The sequence below is a fragment of the Chitinimonas sp. genome (assembly GCF_041904975.1).
Lineage (GTDB): Bacteria > Pseudomonadota > Gammaproteobacteria > Burkholderiales > Chitinimonadaceae > Chitinimonas.
In genome coordinates this window covers 8,242-12,072 of sequence record NZ_JAYRLZ010000125.1, presented here as the reverse complement: position 1 = coordinate 12,072, position 3,831 = coordinate 8,242, and the positions used below count along the sequence as shown (strand labels likewise).

At 57.2% G+C, this 3,831-nt stretch carries 4 protein-coding genes; all 4 read right to left on the bottom strand.

Annotation, left to right across the window (positions count from 1 at the left end):
• Positions 1-1,048: AIPR family protein (locus tag ACE3OH_RS12640; RefSeq protein WP_374353090.1), on the bottom strand; the 1,048-nt coding region annotated here is incomplete at its 3' end.
• 57 nt (positions 1,049-1,105) lie between these two features.
• Positions 1,106-1,537 (bottom strand): type II toxin-antitoxin system VapC family toxin, encoded by a 432-nt coding sequence (locus tag ACE3OH_RS12635; protein WP_374353087.1) that lies wholly within the window; start codon positions 1,535-1,537, stop codon positions 1,106-1,108.
• The gene (locus tag ACE3OH_RS12630) at positions 1,537-1,791 is read right to left on the bottom strand and encodes a type II toxin-antitoxin system Phd/YefM family antitoxin (protein ID WP_374353084.1); all 255 of its coding nucleotides are present in this window, start codon (positions 1,789-1,791) and stop codon (positions 1,537-1,539) included. Before ACE3OH_RS12630 ends, ACE3OH_RS12635 begins: the two co-directional genes overlap by 1 nt.
• A gap of 178 nt (positions 1,792-1,969) precedes the next feature.
• Complete coding sequence (locus ACE3OH_RS12625; RefSeq protein ID WP_374353081.1) at positions 1,970-3,829, bottom strand: ABC transporter ATP-binding protein; 1,860 nt, start codon at positions 3,827-3,829, stop codon at positions 1,970-1,972.
• Positions 3,830-3,831 lie beyond the last annotated feature (2 nt).

The following is a 3,831-nucleotide window of genomic DNA, read 5'->3' as shown; positions in this document are numbered from 1 at the left end:
CAAAATCTGACCTGAGTCTCACTTGAGTATCATCAACCGAACGCACCGACCAAATTTTAACCGCATTCTGTGAATTGTTGAATTGGACAATGTCGGAAACCACAGATGCATTGGCTGAAATTACTCGCACAAGGACCTTGGCATCAACGGCATTAGCACCAGCCAAACAAGAAGTTGTTTGACAGCCATTAACAATGCTAAATCTTAAAAGCTTTAGTCTATTGCCAGCCAGTGGCTCGGCTGAATTAGCAACAATCGAAATCCCGTTATTGAGCGCCCAAAATAACCCGGGCTCTTCCTTTGCGGTCTTTATGATTTGCTCATTAATCCCGCCCTTTCTCGATCCCATAAACAATCGAACATTCCCGGCAAATAATTTATTCCCATATGAGGCGTGGAGCCTGATTAGCTCCTTGGCAGAAACACTCCCGAACCAAGCTCGCCCAAACTTACCTTGATCTTCCAAATATCCATTCTCGAATACCAAAAAATCTTCCGATATGCCTTTTTCGCTAGCAATCAGTGTTGCGTAGCGATTAATAATTTCCGACTGAGATAGGTAGAAAAAATCATATTCTTTGAAGCTCTTTGATTCTTTCGTATTCTCCACCGACTTGGCGATCGCATCAGACGTACCTCCCAAACTAATCAAGCCAAAAACGACGGAATACTCCGGGAATTCATCCTTAATCTGAACAACATGCTCATACAATTCTCTTCTTCCTTGTGTTTTAAATATTGAAGGGTTCTCCCAGGCCGGTATGGCAGAAATTATTGCATCCCATTTTGCCTTAGGTGTCGACTTAGATGTATTTTCCGGGCAGTGCGCCTGGATAACGAATATTTGACTTGTTTGTTGATCAGCAAATATCAGGTCAATGCCTTGGTCTTCGCCACCATCCATAGCGACCAGCTCTAAAACATCATCCTCATCCGCATCAAAGAAATTCTCGGCATACCATGCAGCAAACGCTCGTTGTCGACTCACGTCCGCACGATGGGCAAGTACGTCGATTGAGCTGAAAATATTTTCGATTGCAGTAGTCACTTCAAACCTCCGTTGCTTTATATTAAATGAGAACGAATTTGGATGAATTCAATCCGTTCATTTTGCGTCCTTGATTCCCCATGGATTCAAGGCCTCCACCCCCATCGGCGCAAAGTCCGCCACATTCCGCGTCACCACCACCAGACCATGCACCAGGGCCGTCGCCGCGATCAGGCAATCGCTCAGTGGTTGCGGGTTCGGCACCTGCAGACGGGCACTACGCCGGGCGACGGCGGTATCGATGGGCAGGATGCGGTTTGTGAAGGCGGGCAGGACGTGGTCATCGAGCCAGGTTCGCAAGATGGCGCCTTGTGCGGCATCGCTGCGCTCTTTGCGCAATATGCCGATTTCCAGCTCCTGCACTGTGATCGCGGAAATGAACAGGGTATCGCTATCTACCTGTTCGGCCCATGCAGCGACATTGGAGTCGGCATTGCCGGCGCGGACCTTGCGCAGTTCCGAGACTACGTTGGTATCGAGCAGGAACATCAATCCAGCTCCACCGGGCGCGGTAGTTCGCGCGAGCGCTCAAGGGTCAGTTCGATATCGTCCGCACCGGGCAGGGCCAGCAGGTCAGAGATTTTGGGCTTGTTACCGCACAGGCGGCGGTATTCCTCGATGCTAAGCAGCACATGGGCCGGTTTGCCGCGGTCGGTAATGAATACTGGTCCCCGATTGGCGGCCTTTTTGGCATCGCTGGCATGCTGGTTGAATTCGCGACTGGTTAGGGTAGTAATGGTCATGGTCTGATGCTCCAAAACACTATGTAGTTACGTTACTACAACCCGTGGCGCAATAAAAGCTCAGCCTCCACGCTGTCATTGCACGACAAGCTCCGACGCAGGCCGGGTTTTAACCCGACCCTCGCCTGTGGTCGACATGCGGCCTTTTGGGGCGGCGCAGTCGGGTTGAAAACCCGACCTACAACACCGCTTCGGTTTCGGCGTCATCCACCAAAAAACCGCCGCTCTGATGCGCCCACAACCTTGCATACAGCCCGCCCTTGGCCAGCAGGCTGGCGTGGTCGCCTTCTTCCACGATGCGTCCGCCATCCATCACGATCAGCCTGTCCATTGCTGCAATGGTGGAGAGGCGGTGGGCGATGGCGATCACCGTTTTGCCTTCCATCAGTTTGTAGAGGCTCGCTTGAATGGCGGCTTCCACTTCGGAGTCGAGCGCGCTGGTGGCTTCGTCCAGTAGCAGGATGGGGGCGTCTTTGAGCATGACGCGGGCAATGGCAATGCGTTGGCGCTGGCCGCCGCTGAGCTTCACGCCGCGCTCGCCGACATGGGCGTCGAAGCCGCTGCGGCCTTTCGGGTCGGTGAGGCCGGCGATAAAGGCGCTGGCTTCGGCGCGATCGGCGGCGGCGAGCATTTGCGCCTCGGTGGCTTCGGGCCGGCCATACAAGAGGTTGTCGCGCACGCTGCGGTGCAACAGGCTTGTATCCTGCGTCACCATGCCGACCTGGCCGCGCAGGCTGGCCTGGCTGACCTTGGCGATGTCCTGGCCGTCGATGCTGATTTGGCCGGCTTGCAGGTCGTAAAAGCGCAGCAGCAGGTTGACCAAGGTGCTCTTGCCGGCGCCGGACCGGCCCACCAGCCCCACCTTTTCGCCGGGGCGGATATGCAGATTGAGCCCTTGTACCACGGTGGGGCCGGGCTGCTCGGCTGTGCCGTAGGCAAAGGTGACGTTATCGAAGCGCACCTCGCCCCGCGATACCGCCAGAGCCGGCGCATTGGGCGCATCGTGGATGGCGATGGGGCGCGACAGGGTGTTGAGGCCGTCCTGCACGGTGCCGATGTTTTCAAACAGGCTGGCCATTTCCCACATAATCCAGTGCGAAATGCCGTTGAGCCGCAGCGCCATGGCGGTGGCGGCGGCCACCGCGCCAATGCCGACCGCGCCGCGCGTCCACAGCCACAGGGTGACGCCGGCGGTGCTGGCGATCAGCAGCACGCTGAGGATATGGTTGACGATCTCGAAGCCGCTCACCAGGCGCATCTGCCGGTAGGCGGTGTGCATAAAGTCCTGCATGGCGCCACGGGCGAAGTGGGCTTCGCGCTCGTGGTGGCCAAACAGCTTCACCGTAGTGATATTGGTGTAGGCGTCGGTAATGCGGCCGGTCATCAGGCTGCGGGCGTCGGCCTGCGCTTCCGATGCCTTGCCCAGCCGTGGCACAAAGATGGCCAGCGCGCCGATATAGGCCAGCAGCCAGCCACCAAATGGAATGATCAGCCAGGCATCGAAGCTGCCCACCACCGCGATCATGGTGATGAAGTAGATAACGATAAACACCATGATGTCGGTGATGATCAGCACGCTGTCGCGCACCGCCAGGGCGGTCTGCATCACCTTGGCCGAGACGCGGCCGGCAAATTCGTCCTGGAAAAAGCTCATGCTCTGGCCGAGCAGATGGCGGTGGTAGTGCCAGCGCAGGCGCATCGGCAGATTGCTTTGCAGGCCCTGGTATTTGGTCAGCGCCTGCAGGCCGATCAGCACGGGGCTGGCCAGCAGGATGGCACCGAGCAATAGCAGGTGGTCGCGCTCCTTGGCCCATAGCTCGCCCGGCGCCACATGGCTGAGCCAGTCCACCACCGAGCCGAGCATGCTGAACAGCAGCGCCTCAAATACGCCGATCAGGGCGGTGAGCACGATCATGGCCGCAATGATGTGGCGCGCCCCTTCGGTGCCGGCCCACACAAAGGCAAAAAAGCCCTTGGGCGGCTGGCGCGGCGGGGTGTCGGGGTAGGGCGAGAGTAGCGATTCAAACCAGCGGAACACGG

Excerpts from the sequence above, each read along its gene's own strand:
- ACE3OH_RS12635 (WP_374353087.1), bottom strand. The coding sequence starts at position 1,537 with ATGTTCCTGCTCGATACCAACGTAGTCTCGGAACTGCGCAAGGTCCGC.
- ACE3OH_RS12630 (WP_374353084.1), bottom strand. The coding sequence starts at position 1,791 with ATGACCATTACTACCCTAACCAGTCGCGAATTCAACCAGCATGCCAGC.